Consider the following 15,340-nt stretch of genomic DNA (forward strand, 5'->3'; position numbering starts at 1 on the left):
TGCTTTGTCGCTTTTTGGCGTCGGGTCGTTCGTGCCGCTGGACAGGCACGCTCGTTCTCCATCAGGGGCGGTCGGTGCGCCGTTCCCGGTGAGCGGGTCGTAGAAGCACTAACCGATGGGCGAGGGGTACGCATGACCGACACCGGCCAGGTCCCGGCCGAGGGGCTGCCGGAGAACGCAGGCATGGTGGAACAGCCGAGCGTTCCCGCACACGGCGCGTACGCCTACCTCTCCGAGAGCACCGCCGAGGACGAAGACCTGTTGCTGCTGCCGGGCGCCCAGGGCGCCTGGGGCAACGAGGTCCCGCCCCCGGCCCCCGAGCCCGTCGTCGAGGCCGTCCACGAGCCCGGCCCGCACGAGACGGCCGGCCGTGACAGCGGCTCCGTCGACCTCAGCGGCGTCCGGCTCGCCGAAGCGCAGCCCGCGCCGGTCACCCCGCGCCGCCCGCTGCATCTCGGCCCGCCCCTCCCGGACACCTCCGCGAGCCCGGTCCGCTCCCTCGCCGACCGGGGCCCCGCGGGCGCGCCGGTACGGCAGCCCGGCCCCGAGTACTTCGACGCACCCCAGCTCCGCGATCTGCCTCCGCAGGGCGCGGCTCCCTGGGGCGTCCCGACTCCGGTGGACGCGGAGGCGCAGCCGGCGGAAACGGTTGTTCCCGTAAGCGAACCGACCGTGGAGCCCGCCGCCGTGGCACCGGCCGAGGAGATGCTCGGCGGGAGCGTCGCCACGGCCGTGGACGCGGGGATCGTCGTGCCCGAGCCGGCTCCGGTCCCTGTTCCGGTCACGGACGAGGGCATCGCACAGGCTCCCGACGCCGGAGAGGCGTGGCAGGGGCACGGGCAGTTGTACGCGGTGGAGGTCGCGGCGGCTTCCGTATCAGCGCCGGAGCCCGTTGCTGTGGCGGCAGTTGAAGAGGTCTACGACGCCGGGTTCGCCGCCGGGAACGAGCAGGATGTCGCTCCTGAAGCCGTAGCCATTCCGGAGCCGGAGCCGGAGCCGGAGCCGGAGCCGGAGCCGGAACTGACTCCGGCCGCCCCGGCGGCAGTTGAGGTGCCGCTCGTTCCCGAGGACGCGGCACACCTCGACATCGTGGCCGCTCCCGTCGAAGAAGCCGAGGCCGTAGTCGAGCCCGAACCCGCACCCGAGCCCGAAGTCGTACAGGCCCCCCAGCCCGTCGTATTCGAAGACCACGGAACGGAAGCTGCGGAGGTCACGGAGGTCACGGAGGTCGTCGAACCCCCCCTCCTTGCCCAACCCCCCGCCCCGGAACCGGAACCGGAGCTCGCCCCGGAGCCCGAGCAGGAACCGGAGCCCCTGCCCCAACCGGACGACTCGCTCGGCCACTTCGTGCCGGTGGAAGGCTCCGTGCCGACCACCCCGCACCTCGCGCCGACCCCGCCGCACCCCCTCACGCTCCCCGCGGAGGTCTTCCCCGCACCGGAGGCACCGGAGGCACCGGAGCAGCAGAGTGTCGCCGAGGAACCCTTCGTCGCCGTCCCCGGCCCTCGTGAGGCCGATCCGGACCCCGAGCCCGAACTCGTACAGCACGCGGACGACCTGGACACCCGGGCCGCCGACCAGGAAGAAGAGAGCACGGCCGTAGTGGAAGAAGTGCGAGAGTCCACCGGCCCGGCCGCCCCTGGTTACGACGACGTCGAGCGCGAGGCCGTGCTGAAGGTGATGCGCGAGCGTCGGGACATCCGCAACGGCTTCCGGGGTGACCCGATCCCGCACGACGTACTGCTGCGGGTGCTTGAGGCGGCGCACACCGCGCCGTCCGTCGGCCACTCCCAGCCGTGGGACTTCGTGGTCATCCGTTCCGCCGACACCCGCCGGAACATGCACGAACTGGCCCAGAGCCAGCGCGAGGCGTACGCCAAGTCGCTGCCGAAGGGCCGGGCCAAGCAGTTCAAGGAACTGAAGATCGAGGCCATCCTCGACACCCCGGTGAACATCGTCGTCACCGCCGACCCGACCCGCGGCGGCCGGCACACCCTGGGCCGCCACACACAGCCGCAGATGGCGCCGTACTCCGCCGCCCTCGCCGTCGAGAACCTCTGGCTCGCGGCCCGTGCCGAGGGCCTCGGTGTCGGCTGGGTCAGCTTCTTCGACGAGCGCGAGATGGTCCGCGCGCTCGGTCTGCCGGAGCACCTGGAGGTCATCGCGTACCTCTGCGTCGGTTACGTCGACGAGTTCCCGGAAGAGCCCGAGCTGATGCAGGCCGGCTGGTCCAAGCGCCGCCCGCTGTCGTGGGTCGTGCACGAGGAGACCTACGGCCGTCGGGCGCTGCCCGGCGAGGACCCGCACGACCTGCTCGCCGAGACCGTCGCCGGGATCCGCCCGCTGGACGCCAAGGCGCTCGGCGAGGCGTGGGAACGGCAGAAGCGGATGACCAAGCCGCCGGGCTCGCTCGGCATGCTGGAGATCATCTCCGCGCAGCTCTCCGGCCTGTCCCGGCAGTGCCCGCCGCCGATTCCGGAGCCCGCGGCCGTCGCGATCTTCGCGGGCGACCACGGCGTGCACGCGCAGGGCGTCACGCCCTGGCCGCAGGAGGTGACGGCCCAGATGGTGGCCAACTTCCTCGGCGGCGGCGCCGTTTGCAATGCCTTCGCGGGCCAGGTTGGCGCCGAGGTGTGCGTCGTGGACGTGGGCGTGGCGTCCGAACTCCCGGCCACCCCCGGCCTGTTGCCCCGCAAGGTCCGCGCCGGTACGTCCGACATGACGACCGGCACCGCGATGACCCGCGAGGAGGCCAAGCAGGCCATCGAGGTGGGCATCGAGACCGCCCGCGACCTGGTGGCGGCCGGCAACAAGGCCCTGCTCACCGGCGAGATGGGCATCGCGAACACCACCGCGTCGGCCGCGCTCATCTCGGTCTTCACGGGCGTCGACCCCGCCGAGGTCACCGGCCGGGGCACCGGCATCAACGACGAGACCCTGGCCCGCAAGACGGAGGTCGTGCGCCGCGCGATCGAACTCCACCAGCCGGACCCGGCCGACCCCATCGGCGTACTCGCCGCGGTCGGCGGTTTCGAGCACGCGGCCATGGTCGGTCTGCTGCTCGGCGGCGCCTCCCTGCGTACGCCGGTGATCCTGGACGGCGTCAGCGCGGGCGCCGCGGCTCTGGTGGCCCGGGCGATCGCGCCCGAGGTCCTCGCGGCCTGCATCGCGGGCCACCGCAGCGCCGAACCCGGCCATGTGGCCGCGCTCAACAAGCTCGGCCTGCGCCCCCTGGTCGACCTCGACCTCCGCCTCGGCGAGGGCACCGGCGCGCTGCTGGCCCTGCCGCTGGTGCAGAGCACGGCGCGGGCGATGCACGAGGTGGCGACGTTCGACTCCGCAGGGGTGACGGAAAAGTAGCCGCCCGCAGCAGACGACGGCGGCTCAGCCAGTGGACCGGCTGGGCCGCCGTAGCGTCCTGCCCGTAAAATCTGCACGTCAGGGCCACCGCACGCCGTAAAAGAGGAGCAGCACCCTCATGGCCGAAAACCCCGCCTACCCCGTAGGCCTCCGCCTCACCGGCCGCAGGGTCGTCGTCCTCGGCGGCGGCCAGGTCGCCCAGCGCCGTCTGCCCGCGCTCATCGCGGCCGGCGCGGACATCCTGCTCGTGTCCCCCGAGGCGACTCCGTCCGTCGAGGCGATGGCCGACGCGGGCGAGATCGCCTGGGAGCGCCGCCCGTACGCTGACGGCGACCTCGCGAACTGCTGGTACGCCCTGATCGCGACCAGCGACACCGCCGCCAACACCGCTGCCTCCGCCGAGGCGGAGGCGCACCGCGTCTGGTGCGTCCGCTCCGACGACGCCGACCAGGCCACCGCCTGGACCCCGGCGACCGGCCACAGCGAGGGCGTCACCGTCGCCGTACTCACCACGGACGCGCGCGGCCGGGACCCCCGCCACACCGCCGCCATCCGCGACGCGGTCGTCGAGGGCCTGCGTGACGGCACCCTCGTCGCCCCGCACCACCGCACCCGCACCGCGGGCGTCGCCCTCGTCGGCGGCGGCCCCGGCGACCCGGACCTGATCACGGTCCGCGGCCGCCGCCTCCTCGCCGAGGCCGACGTCGTCATCGCCGACCGCCTCGGCCCCCGCGACCTCCTGGCCGAACTCCCGCCGCACGTCGAGGTGATCGACGCGGCCAAGATCCCCTACGGCCGCTACATGGCCCAGGAGGCCATCAACAACGCGCTCATCGAACACGCCAAGCAGGGCAAGTCGGTGGTCCGGCTGAAGGGCGGCGACCCGTTCGTCTACGGCCGCGGGATGGAGGAGGTCCAGGCGCTGGCCGAGGCCGGTATCCGGTGCACCGTGGTCCCCGGCATCTCCAGTTCGATCTCGGTGCCGGGCGCGGCCGGTATCCCGGTCACCCATCGTGGGGTCGCACACGAGTTCACGGTGGTCAGCGGCCATGTCGCCCCCGACGACGAGCGCTCCCTGGTCGACTGGCCGTCCCTCGCGAAGCTCACCGGCACGCTGGTGGTCCTCATGGGCGTCGACAAGATCGGGAAGATCGCCGAGACCCTGATCGCGCACGGGAAGCCGGCCGACACCCCGGTCGCCCTGGTCCAGGAGGGCACGACGGCCGCCCAGCGCCGGGTGGACGCGACCCTCGCCACGGTCGGCGAGACGGCACGCGCCGAGGACGTGAAGCCGCCGGCGGTGATCGTCATCGGGGCGGTCGTCACCGTAGGCCCGAAGGCACTTGGGTAACCCCGGGTAACACAACTCGTTCCCAGCCGTTGGCACCACACCCAGGACAAGGCAGTATCACCCTGTGGCCGATCTCATCACCGTTGAGGATCCCGACGACCCGCGCCTGCGTGACTACACGGGCCTGACCGACGTAGAGCTGCGCCGCAAGCGCGAACCGGCCGAGGGCCTGTTCATCGCCGAGGGCGAGAAGGTCATCAGAAGGGCCAAGGACGCCGGCTACGAGATGCGGTCGATGCTGCTGTCCGCGAAGTGGGTCGACGTCATGCGGGACGTCATCGACGAACTCCCGGCCCCCGTCTACGCGGTGAGCCCGGAACTCGCCGAACGCGTCACCGGTTATCACGTCCACCGGGGCGCGCTCGCCTCCATGCAGCGCAAACCGCTCCCGACCGCGCTCGACCTCCTCCAGACCACCCGCAGGGTCGTGGTGATGGAGTCGGTCAACGACCACACCAACATCGGCGCGATCTTCGCTTCAGGTCCGCAGGATGACGCAGGTCAGCGGGTCGCGATCTTCGAGGGGTTCGTTGATCACGCCAATCTCGGGGCTGCCTTCCGTAGCGCCGCCGCTCTGGGTATCAAGGGGATCCTGCTGTCGCCGGATTGCGCTGATCCTCTGTACCGCCGTGCGATCAAGGTGTCGATGGGTGCCGTCTTCTCGGTCCCCTACGCCCGGTTCGACGCATGGCCGGCGGGGCTCGACGCCGTGCGTGACGCCGGGTACGACATCCTTGCCATGACCCCGGACGAGAAGGCGACCCCGCTCGACAAGATGGACCCGGGGCGCTTCGAGAGGTGCGCCGTCATGCTGGGGTCGGAGGGGCATGGACTGTCCACGTACGCTCTTCGGGCAGCGGATGAATGGGTGCGCATTCCCATGTTTGCCGGGATCGACTCGCTCAACGTGGCGGCTGCTTCTGCGGTGGCGTTCTACGCGACTCGGCCAAGGCCCGCCTGAGCGGGGAATCGCGGGTCGTTCGTGTGCGCACACGACCACACCCAGATCAAGTTAGACAGGGCCACCTGCCTGGCCTGCCCCGTCCGCCCGCAGCGCACCGACGCGGTCAGCGGTCCGCGCCGGCATCGAAGCCGCCCTCTCCCAGAACGTCCGCGCCCGCGGCCTGCGCCGCACTCGCTACCGAGCCCTGCCAAAGCGCACGGCCGGCATGCCCTGACCGGACTGGCCTGCGACGTCGCCCGCATCGCCGACTGGATCGCGTTCCGACCCGCCCCCGGCGGGCACCCAGCGCGGCGTGAGCAGACTGTTCAGGGGTGAGACTGTGCCGCCGGCTCTACTGAGCGGCGGTTGACCGTCGCCGATGTCCGGCCGGGGGCGTCCCGTCGTCCACATCGTGCGGCTCCACGGGGCCGACGAAATCGCCCCGGGACACTCTCTGACGGCGCTCTCGGGCTCGACCGGCATTCGTTGCCCGCACCGGTGCCGCTGAGCGGAACGGGGCGCGACAGGAGGAGTCCGCAGGATCACTCTTTCTACCAGCAGTCCGACAGGGGGCCCGCGGTCATGTCCGGGCAAACGAGTTCCGTTGACGAACCAGGCACTGGAGGACAGGTGGATCACGGGTTGGCCGACCTGCGGCCCAGCAGCATTCGGTTCGCGGTGTTGGGCCCGCTTTCCGTCGCCGGTGAGGGTGAGCACGGGCCGGTCCCCCTCGGACCTCTCAAGCAACGCATGCTTCTCGCCGTGCTGCTGTGTCGTCCCAATGCCTTGGTCTCCGTCGAACTGCTGATGGATGCGCTGTGGGACGGCGGACCGCCCAAGACCGCGCGGAAGAACGTGCAGGTGTACGTTTCGGCGCTGCGCAAGCTTCTGGAAGCCGTTGGAGCGGGCGGACGACTGGTCCACCGGGCAGGCGGCTACCTTCTGCTGGTCGGCGACGAGGAGTTGGACTCACTGAGGTTCCGCAGCCTCGCCCATGCCGGAAGAGAGGCATCGAGCCGCGGCGCGCTCGCCGCTGCGGCCAGGCTGCTGAAGGAGGCGCTGAAACTGTGGAGAGGGCCGTCGCTGCCGGAGCTGCGCGGTTCGCAGACGATATCCGCCGAGGCGGACCGCCTCGGCAGCCGTTGTCTGCAGGTGTACGAGGACTGGGCGGAGGTCGAGCTGCGGCTGGGCAACGCCAGGGAGGTCTCCGAGACCATCGGTGACCTGCTGGAGCTGCATCCACAGCGCGAGCGCTTGCGGGCTGCCCATATGAATGCTCTGTTCCAATTGGGGCGGCAGACCGAGGCGTTCGCCGTGTACGAGGAGTACCGGCAGTTCCTGGCATCCGAGTTCGGCCTGGGCCCCAGCCCGGTACTCGAAGCCCGGTATCGCACCATGCTGGCCGGAGGCCGGTCCCGGTCGGACGTATCAGGCGTCGGGGCGATCATCGGCGCATGACGTGGGCACCGGACGGTGTCCGCGCACCGGCCGTGGCCGGCGTCGTGGTTCGCGTTCGGATGTATGCGCGCGGAGTGCCGTGTGCGCATGCCGCTCCGATGTGTCAGGGCGTCGCCGCGACCGCCAGGGTCGGCGCCTGACGTCCCGTGAGCATGCGCAGTGTCCGACTGCGCCCGGTGCCGCCGAGGTCGAAGGGGACAAGCATGATCTCGTCGGCGTCCAGAGCGCTCGCGATCCGCTCGATGCCCCCGATCACCGTTGACCGGCTGCCGTGGACCACCTGCTGGTCCTCCAGGAGCTTGCGGGCAAGGAACTCCTCCCGGGCCTGAGCCAAGGACCCGTCGGGTGCAGTCCCCACGCGGTGCCGCACGGCATGGCACGCGGTGTGCAGTGCCAGCTGCTCGGCCTCATCGTCGCTCCCTGCGCACAGTACTTTCAGCGAGGCGATGAGGTAGGGCCGGGCGCCGCGCGGGCCGGGGACGAAGGCCGCACGGTAGCGATCCACCGCCGCCGGGCGGCACTTGGACCGGCCCAGATGGAGTCCGTAGACGAACGGCAGAGACCGCTCGGCCGCCGTCCGCGCACCGTTCTCGGTGGTCCCCAGAACGTACACCTCGGCCGGTACGGCGGGCCGCGGGGACAGGTGCAGGACCGGGTGCTCCGGCTCGATCGGCGTCTGAGCCCGGGTGGGCGGGTCCAGGAAGCCCATCAGCTCGTCGATCAGGGCGGGGAACTCGAGCGCCGCCCTGGCGTCACGCCTGAGCGCCGCCTCGAGCAACTCGCTGTGGTCCCCGGTGCCGCCCGTGGAGCGGCCTACGCCCAGATCGATTCGGCCGGGGTGCAGAGCGCCCAGCGTGGCGAACTGCTCGGCCACAGCGTAGGGAGCGTAGTTGGGCAGCATCACCCCACCTGAACCCACCCGGATGCGCTGGGTGCGGGCGGCGACGTGCGCGATGAGTACCGCCGGCGCACTGCTGACGGTGTCGTGCGAGGCGTGGTGTTCGGCGACCCAGAAGCGGTGGAACCCGCATTCCTCAGCGGTCCGGGCGACGCCAACCATCTCCTGGACAGCCTGCTCGGCAGGCATCTGCCTGTCCGTTGCGCCCAGTTCGAGCACGGACTGCAAGGCGGCGGGACGGGCGCTACCGGTGCCAACGGGCATCCTTGGCGTGATCACGAGGGGCTCCTGACCGATGCTGGTGTGCTTGTCTGCGGCGGTTTGGGCAGGGCGACGGGGACGGCTGCCAGCAGGGCGAACGCCATCGCGAAGGCGGCGGCCGTCGTCGGCAGTGACAGACGGGCCAGCAGCAGCCCGGCAACCAACGGCCCGCAGGGCTGGACGATCTGAGCGACCAAGCCGCTCGCGGTGATGACCCGGCCGTAGATCTCCTCCGGCACGGCGACCGCCATGATCGTGCCGAACGTCGCCGAAATCACCGGGATGAGCAGGCACAGGGCGCAGAACCCGGCGACGAACGCGATGATGCTCCCGCTGGTCCAAGCGGCTGCCAGCAGCACGGCCCCGGTGGCGGGACCCGCGACAAGGGTCACTTTCAGGGAAACGTGTCGCTGGACGTACGGGGTGAGCAGGGAGCCGGCCAGCCCGGCCACCGCTGCCGCGCTCATGGCAGTTCCCACCGCGACCGCGCCATGGGGTCTGCTGCCCACGCCGAGGATCAGGGCGAACGTGAGGGCGGAGAAAGCCAGGTTCAGGCCGGCGCCGTACAGCACGCACCAGCGCATGAACCGGTCTCCCGCCAGATACCGCCACCCTGCGGTGAACCCCGTCAGGAACCGCTCAGCGACCGGCTGCGCACCCGCTGCTTCCGCGTCCCCGCCGCCGGGCGCCCCGTCGGGGCCCCGGCCATGGCGCGTCGTGCGGACCGCCACGGCCACGCACAGTGCGGAGACGCCGAAGGTCAGCGCGTCCACCGCGAGCGGTACGGAGGGTTCGAGCGCCAGCAACAGCCCGGCTGCCGCCGGCGCGGCGATGTCCGCGCCGTAGGCCCGCGCCTGGTTCAACGACAGCGCCGCGCCCAGCTGCTCGGTCGGCACGATCCGTCGGATCACCTTGCTCTGGGCCGGGCGGAACACCTCCAGCGCCGCGACCGACACGACCACCGTCACCAGGGCCAGCGTGATCGGCACAGGCCGTAGGAGCACGCACACGGCCACCGACCCGACGGCGACCAGCCGGACCAGGTCGGACCCGAGCATCAGCGGACGCTGGTCGTATCGGTCGCTCAGGTAGCCGGCCGGCAGCCGTGCCACCAGCCCGACGGCCAGGGAGACCGTGCCGACGGTCGCGGCGACCGTGGTGGAGTTGCCCGCCGCAAGCAGCACCAGCGGCAGCACGATGTACGTCATCGAGGAACCGAAGTCCGACAACGCCTGGCCGATCCACAGCAGTTGGAAGTCCCGGTTACGGCTGAGCCGTGGCGCGGTGGCTGTGGTCCGGGGGACGGCGGCGGTCATCCACGGCTCCCGGAAGCCGTCGGCAACTCCTTCAGCAGGTCGTCCAGCAGGAAGTTCCTGTTGGTGCGCGCCGCGGGGCGCGCCCTGCGCAACCGGTCCAGGAAGAGCGCGACACCGGCCGAGCCGCTGGCCAGGTCGCAGCACTCCCGCACCGACTGCTCGCCGGGGAACACCACACCCTCCGGCCGCTGCACCGCGCTGCACAGCACTGCCTCGCCTGCCCGCTGCGCGTCGCCCAGGAGCTCCGGGTCACCCAGGAACTCGTAAGCGTCCAACAGGGTGTTGCCGATACCGCTGATCCCGTGGAACAGCTGGGGAAACGTCGTGTACTTGCGGCGTACGTCCGGCAGCAGTTCATCGACGCGCTTACGCAGGCTCCCGTCCCCGGTCACGTGGTGGTAACGCAGCAGGGTGGTCAAGATGCCTGCGGTGCCCTCGTCCCAATACTGGCGCAGTACCGGGGACGGCCTGTCGTCGGTGCGTGCGACGGCGGGGAAGGACAGCCGTCCGTTGGGCGTGTACTCGCCGCAGGCCAGATCGAACTCCAGCCCCGCGCGGCCCAGTTCGAGGACGTGCACGTCACCGGTGGCCGCGTGAAGGGCCAGCAGGAACATCGCCACGCCGGACGCGCCCTCGCCGTAGCCGACGGCGACGTGTTTGCCGGAGCCGGTCCAGTGGGCCCGGCCACCCTCATGCCGCGCGCTCCGCGCGAAGTGCTCGCCGATCTCGCGGGCGCGGTCCAGGAACTCCGTGCGGCCGGTGTCGCGCCACAGCCGCAGGCAGGCCATGCCGTGTCCGGCCGCCCCGGTCAGCACGCCCGGCTCGGCGTACAGCAGCCGATGGCCCTCGGCGTCGCGCAGCACCCGGGCAGCCACCTCGCGATGGCCCATCGCCGACAGCACCCAGGCGACACCGGCCGAACCGTAGTAGAGGCCCGGTGGCAGCGACTCATGACCGGACGGTTTGCGCAGCGCCCAGGTGAGAAAGGTGTCCGGCACCTCGCCACCCACGGTGTGGAGCGCGTAGAGGCAGCCGTAAGCACCGTGTGCGACGGACAGCGGATTGGTTTCGAAGACCAGCGGGTCCGCCGGGAAGAGCCGGTCCTCCCGCTGCAGATCGGCGGTGCCGTGCAGGAACCTCACCACGCCGTCCAGCGTGGCCTCGATCCGCCGCCTCAGGGCGGCCGAGGACTCCGGTCGGGGTGACACCGGGTGTGCCAGGGGCGGGGGCTGCTGCCAGGCGGTGGTGAAGGGCAGGTCGGTGAGACGCCTGCGCAGCGCCACCGGGTCGGGCAGCGGCGCGTTCTCGTCGTACAGGTCCCGGATCAGCGCGACCAGTTCACCCGGCAGAGCCAGATCGGCCGCCACCTCGTCGAGGAGCCGCAGCGGGATGTCGTGGTCGACCAGGTCGTTCGAGTGGCAGGCCAGGACGCAGCACAGCAGCAGTCCGCCCAGCGCGTAGTAGTCGGTGCGACGGTCGCCGCGTCCGGCGGCCATCGCCCGCCGGGTGACCATGCCCGGGGTGCTGAGCCCCGCGCCGCCGTCGGTCCCTTCGCGGAAGGCGGATTCCAGGTCGATCACGCGGATCCGGTCGTCCGCGGTGACCATGATGTTGGTCAGCGACAGGTCACCCAGCACGATGCCGCGCTCATGGCAGGCTGCGATCGCGTCGGCCACTTGCACCCACAGCAGACGGAACCGGTCGTAGTAGTCGGCCAGCCGGGCCGGGGTCAGGTCCAAGCCGTACAGGGGGTTGTGGGCGATGCTCAGATGGCCCAGATGGCTGCCGTCGATGTAGTCCTCGGCGATGAACGCGTGCTCCCACTGTTCGAAGAACGCGATGGGCCGCACGAAAAGACCGGTGTCGGCCAGTTCGGTCAGCAGCTGGTACTCATGGCGCAGCAGGTCCACCGCGTCGATGCCTCTGGGGCCCACCTCGACATGCGGCCGGGCCTCGCGCAGCACCACGTCCGCACCGGTCTCGGTGTCCACGCCCCGGTAGATGCCGCCGCGGTTGCTGAACGCCAGCGCACTTCCGACTTTGAACCGGCCGCCCAGCAACCCCTTGCCCGCGCTCTCACGCGCGCCCGTGGCTCCGTCCTTGTCCGGTCCTGCTCCCCGGTCCTCACTCGCGTACGGATCCTGCGCCCAGTCCGGAACGAGCCAGTAGGGGGTGCGCACATCCGGTACCAGCGAGCCGTCGGGGGCTTGGATCATCAGATCCCGCAGGCCCAGCGGCTTGAGTTCGAAGCGGCTGACGAACCCGCCGTAGCGGTAGGACACCACCTGCGATCCCGGACAACGCCGGTCGGTGAGGACATAGGGTCCGTCCAGCCCCGCGAGTGCCTGCGTCAGCGCTGCCGCGACGGCGCGGAACTGCGTGTCGTCGTCCGGGTAGACGGTGATGAACTTCCCGCTCGATGCGCGGGGGAACGACTTTCCGTTGGCCTCACCCACTGCCGAGGGGTCCATCAGGAACTTGAAGCGCACCCCCGCGTCCCGCATCACCGGCAATGACCGCCGTAAGGTCTCGCTGCTGTTGCGCGAGGTCGACGAGACGTGCAGCTTCCAGCCCTGGTCGGCCACGGGCGCACCCGGCGGTTCGGCGATGATCCAGTAGCCCCGACGCCAGGTGTGCCAGTCGTCCGGCAGCACCGCCCGGAATTCGCGCATGTGCTCGCTGCTCGGCGCGCGCCGGCTGAAGTTCTCGAACCACCGCGGATGGTGACTCATGTAGGACAGCATTGTTTCCCATGGCCGCTGCATATCAGCCCGCCCCTTTTCGCGCTCGTGGTGGTGGTCCGGAACCTTTTGGCCCAAGGATCTGGTGCTGCGAGCGGTCCCGGACGGGACGACGGAGATTTTTCCGATGCAGTCCGGGACCGCGAGCGCTAAGCCGCTGTCAGCAGCTGAGGAGGTAGCAGGAGCTGCAGCTGTCGACGATGACGCTGGTCTGGCTGTCGTCCTCGAGGTCGAGGCTCTGCAGCGACAGCACGAAATCCGCGTCGGTGAATCCGGTGTTCTCAGACATGGGGTCTCCAGTTTCGATCGAAAGTGAATTTCCTCGCCACAAAAGATGCCCGGTCAATGCCTTGGCGGTTTCGGACACTCCAATAGGCGAAATCAGCGGGATCTGCTGACATTCCAATACTGGGCAGGCCCGGTTCAAGAACGGTATATCGACGGTATGGATCTGGTATTTCCCGAGGCTGAGAGTGGCCAGGATCCTCCTGCTCGGTTTCCGTCGCAGACCAAAAGACGGACGACGGGCGGCGCGATCTTCCGCTCGGCGGCGACGCTGGGCGTGGACGCGGTCCTGTCGTCCCCGGACTGCGCGGACCCCCTTTACCGCCGCAGCGTGAAGGTCTCGATGGGCGCGGTCTTCTCGGTCCCCTACGCCCGCTTCGACAGCTGGCCCAAAGGCCTGGAGTCGGTCCGCGAGGCCGGGTTCACCCTCCTCGCGCTCACCCCCGACGAGAAGGCGAAGAGCCTCGACGAGGCCGCCCCGCACCGCATGGACCGGGTCGCCCTGATGCTCGGCGCCGAGGGCGACGGCCTGTCCACCCAGGCCCTGGTCGCCGCCGACGAATGGGTCCGCATCCCGATGGCCCACGGCGTCGACTCCCCCAACGTGGGCGCCGCGGCTGCCGTAGCCTTCTACGCGGTGGCCACCGGCCGCCCCGAACTCTAGGAGCCCGCTTGGTCCCGCGCGAGGCGATCGTCGCCGTACTCCGGCGCGCGGACCGCGTCCTGGTCATCCGCCGCGGCCCCGGCTCCGCCCGCTCCGGCTACTGGGCCCCGCTCAGCGGCAAGCTCGAACCCGGGGAGACCCAGGAGGAGGCCCTGGTCAGAGAGGTCCACGAGGAGGTCGGCCTCGCGGTCTCGCCCCTGACCAAGGTCTGGGAATCCCAGACGGACGACGGCCACTTCCGCCTCCACTGGTGGACCGCCACCGAAACAGGCAACGGCACCATCGTCCCCGACCCGTCCGAGGTCTCCGAGTTCCGCTGGGTCACCCCGGCCGAGTTCCTCACCCTCACCCCACTCTTCGACGCGGACCGGGAGTTCTTCGAGCGGGTGCTGCCGGGGTTGTAGGCGGGGGTGGGGGAGCGGGGCTCCGATGCAGATCCTCAGCTCCAGGTCGCCAACTCCCGCTCCGACGCCCGGTGGTGGGCCTGTACGAGGCTCGCGTGCCGCGCGGCCGTAGACGCCCAGCTCATCGTGGCGCTCAGCGCCCGTCCGCCGGCTACTCGCCGACGGCACCCACCGCCCCGTACCGCCGTCCCGCCACAAGCGTCCCGTCCACCACCACGCCATCCGCGCCCACGACCCGCTCCTGCCGCACCCCGCCCCCGGGCCGGCCGAGGCCGTGTGCCGGGCCCGAGCAGCCCTGGGCCACCGCGATTCCGAGTGCGACCAGCAGGGTCACCACGACGAACACGAACAGCCGTTGCCGTAGCAGGCGGGGGTTGGCGGGCCGTCGCCCGGTGCCTGTGGTGCGCGGGCCAGGGCGGCCGGTGCCGTTGCGTGGGGTGGGGCGGCTGCCGCTGCCGGAGCGGGTGGTGTTGCGTCCGGCCGGAGTGGGCCGGGCCGAGTTCGGTCGGGAAGGGGCGCCGCCGCCCCGGGACGGCGGTGCCGCACCGCGCGGAGCCGGTGTGCCCTGCGGACGCCGTCCGCTCTGTGTGCGCTGCTGCTCGGGGTAGCTCTCGGTGAGCCGGCCGGTGGGCCGGTCCGCCTCCCCGGCGCGCGGCGCGGGCGGTCGTACGTCGGACAGACCCTGGGCCTCGCGGGCGGCGATCTCCTTGAGGCGCAAGGACAGTTGGAGGGTGCTGGGCCGTTCCTCGGGGTCCTTCGCCAGACAGGCGCGGACGAGAGGGGCCAGCGCGTCCGGCACGCCGTGGAGTTGCGCCTCCTCGTGCACCACGCGGTACAGCATCACCTCTGAACTGCCGTGCCCGAAGGGCGAGTCGGACGTCGAGGCGTACGCGAGCGTGGCACCGAGCGAGAACACGTCCGTGGCCGGCGTGACCATCGCCCCCCGCACCTGCTCGGGCGCGAGGAAGCCGGGCGAACCGACCGCCGTACCGACGTGCGTGAGCGTCGAGGCACCGGTCGCCCAGGCGATACCGAAGTCGATGATCCGCGGGCCCTTGGGGGAGAGGAGGATGTTCGACGGCTTGAGATCCCGGTGGACCACCCCGGCCTCGTGGACGGCGACGAGCCCCTCCGACAGAGCGGCTCCGATCGCGGCGACCTCGGCCGCGCCCAGCGCACCCTCGTCGGCGACCTTGTCGTGCAGGGAGGGCCCGGGCACGTACTGCGTGGCGAACCACGGCCGGTCCGCCTCAAGATCGGCCGCGACCAGCCGGGCCGTGCACCCACCGCGGATCCGCCGGGCGGCCGAGACCTCGCGCGCGAAGCGCGAACGGAACTCCTGGTCCTCCGCCAGATCCGGCCGGATGACCTTCAGCGCGACCCGCTGGCCCTTGCGGTCGGAGCCCAGATAGACGACACCCATTCCGCCCGCGCCGAGCCGTCTGTGAAGCCTGAACGAGCCGACGACGCGCGGGTCCTCGCGCCTCAGGCGCATCATCGCCATGTTCATCCCCGCTGCCCGGTCCGTGTGACGAGCGACAGCTTACGTTTCCACGGGCGCCCGCGCGCAAAGGCCGCGCCCTCTCGGACCGACGGATTGTCAGTGCCGGGTGGGAAACTTGAAGAGTGGTCAGAGGCCGTGCGAACAGCAGGACTTCG

The 15,340-nt window shown here is 71.1% G+C and carries 10 protein-coding genes and 1 pseudogene; 6 read left to right on the top strand and 5 right to left on the bottom strand.

The window, feature by feature from the left end; genetic code table 11:
- The first annotated feature begins 132 nt into the window (after positions 1-132).
- The 4 genes from cobT to AB0M63_RS33095 all read left to right on the top strand — a co-directional run bounded on the left by cobT (position 133) and on the right by AB0M63_RS33095 (position 7,112).
- On the top strand, positions 133-3,360 hold the full coding sequence (cobT, locus tag AB0M63_RS33080) for a nicotinate-nucleotide--dimethylbenzimidazole phosphoribosyltransferase (RefSeq protein ID WP_366021946.1): 3,228 nt from the start codon (positions 133-135) through the stop codon (positions 3,358-3,360).
- 118 nt (positions 3,361-3,478) lie between these two features.
- Positions 3,479-4,711, top strand: coding sequence for a uroporphyrinogen-III C-methyltransferase (cobA, locus tag AB0M63_RS33085; RefSeq protein ID WP_366021947.1), 1,233 nt, complete (start codon positions 3,479-3,481; stop codon positions 4,709-4,711).
- Between the two features lie 64 nt (positions 4,712-4,775).
- On the top strand, positions 4,776-5,672 hold the full coding sequence (locus AB0M63_RS33090; protein ID WP_355919157.1) for an RNA methyltransferase: 897 nt from the start codon (positions 4,776-4,778) through the stop codon (positions 5,670-5,672).
- 624 nt (positions 5,673-6,296) lie between these two features.
- Positions 6,297-7,112: a BTAD domain-containing putative transcriptional regulator gene (locus tag AB0M63_RS33095; protein ID WP_355919154.1), complete on the top strand. Its 816-nt coding sequence runs from the start codon at positions 6,297-6,299 to the stop codon at positions 7,110-7,112.
- Positions 7,113-7,215: 103 nt separating this feature from the next.
- Here the strand turns inward: AB0M63_RS33095 and AB0M63_RS33100 are convergent, their stop codons facing one another.
- The 4 genes from AB0M63_RS33100 to AB0M63_RS33115 all read right to left on the bottom strand — a co-directional run bounded on the left by AB0M63_RS33100 (position 7,216) and on the right by AB0M63_RS33115 (position 12,617).
- Entirely contained in the window at positions 7,216-8,289 is a 1,074-nt protein-coding gene (locus AB0M63_RS33100) for an MsnO8 family LLM class oxidoreductase (RefSeq protein ID WP_366021948.1), read from the bottom strand.
- On the bottom strand, positions 8,286-9,587 hold the full coding sequence (locus AB0M63_RS33105; RefSeq protein WP_366021949.1) for an MFS transporter: 1,302 nt from the start codon (positions 9,585-9,587) through the stop codon (positions 8,286-8,288). The genes AB0M63_RS33100 and AB0M63_RS33105 overlap by 4 nt, the downstream gene beginning before the upstream one ends.
- Entirely contained in the window at positions 9,584-12,319 is a 2,736-nt protein-coding gene (lanKC, locus tag AB0M63_RS33110; RefSeq protein WP_366021950.1) for a class III lanthionine synthetase LanKC, read from the bottom strand. The genes AB0M63_RS33105 and lanKC overlap by 4 nt, the downstream gene beginning before the upstream one ends.
- Positions 12,320-12,488: 169 nt before the next feature.
- On the bottom strand, positions 12,489-12,617 hold the full coding sequence (locus tag AB0M63_RS33115) for a hypothetical protein (protein WP_355919142.1): 129 nt from the start codon (positions 12,615-12,617) through the stop codon (positions 12,489-12,491).
- Positions 12,618-12,857: 240 nt separating this feature from the next.
- Between AB0M63_RS33115 and AB0M63_RS33120 the strand changes: the two are divergent.
- Both AB0M63_RS33120 and AB0M63_RS33125 read left to right on the top strand, forming a co-directional pair.
- Positions 12,858-13,277, top strand: a pseudogene (locus AB0M63_RS33120) (RNA methyltransferase); the annotation flags it as partial.
- Between the two features lie 8 nt (positions 13,278-13,285).
- Positions 13,286-13,681 (top strand): NUDIX domain-containing protein, encoded by a 396-nt coding sequence (locus AB0M63_RS33125; protein ID WP_355919139.1) that lies wholly within the window; start codon positions 13,286-13,288, stop codon positions 13,679-13,681.
- A gap of 151 nt (positions 13,682-13,832) precedes the next feature.
- On the opposite strand, the gene AB0M63_RS33130 is transcribed toward AB0M63_RS33125, so the two are convergent.
- Positions 13,833-15,191, bottom strand: a complete 1,359-nt coding sequence (locus tag AB0M63_RS33130) for a protein kinase (RefSeq protein WP_366021951.1) — start codon at positions 15,189-15,191, stop codon at positions 13,833-13,835.
- Positions 15,192-15,340 lie beyond the last annotated feature (149 nt).

The organism is Streptomyces sp. NPDC051576 (assembly GCF_040681835.1).
Taxonomy (GTDB): Bacteria; Actinomycetota; Actinomycetes; order Streptomycetales; family Streptomycetaceae; genus Streptomyces.